Origin of the sequence: Thermococcus sp. MAR1, assembly GCF_012027305.1 — an archaeon.
Lineage (GTDB): Archaea > Methanobacteriota_B > Thermococci > Thermococcales > Thermococcaceae > Thermococcus.
The window spans coordinates 1-384 of record NZ_SNUF01000049.1 but is presented as its reverse complement, the minus strand read 5'-3'; the positions used below and the strand labels follow the sequence as shown (position 1 = coordinate 384).

At 32.0% G+C, this 384-nt stretch carries 1 protein-coding gene; it reads right to left on the bottom strand.

Going from position 1 to position 384, the window contains the following annotated elements:
* Positions 1-5: 5 nt before the first annotated feature.
* Entirely contained in the window at positions 6-233 is a 228-nt protein-coding gene (locus E3E25_RS11725; RefSeq protein ID WP_167893428.1) for an enoyl-CoA hydratase-related protein, read from the bottom strand.
* Positions 234-384: the final 151 nt, after the last annotated feature.

Here is a 384-nt window from a genome sequence, read left to right as displayed (position 1 = left end):
AATGGTTAGTGGAAATATTTGATTAATTCATCGAAAGATGCACCGGCACAAAAAGTCTTATCACCACCACTTTTCAGTATAATTACTTTACAATTATCATCATTAGATGCTTTGGTAATTGCATCTACTAATCGCTGTAAAATAACCGCCGGTAAAGAATTGTGTTGCGGAGTATAAAATTCAACAGTTGCAATTTTATTTTCAACTGTATAGTTTACGTAAGCTTGCTGCATATTAATTTTCTTTTTTCTTTACCATTGTTAAAATGGTAGTAACGCCTGTTATTTCGTTGGTTTCATCAAATATTTCCACTAACCATTTTACAATGCCTTTCGGTATATCGTTTTCATCTTTTAATTCCTGAGCAGTTTTTTCTTTGCAGGT

Coding starts and splice junctions, on each gene's coding strand:
- E3E25_RS11725 (WP_167893428.1), bottom strand. CDS start 233: ATGCAGCAAGCTTACGTAAACTATACAGTTGAAAATAAAATTGCAACT.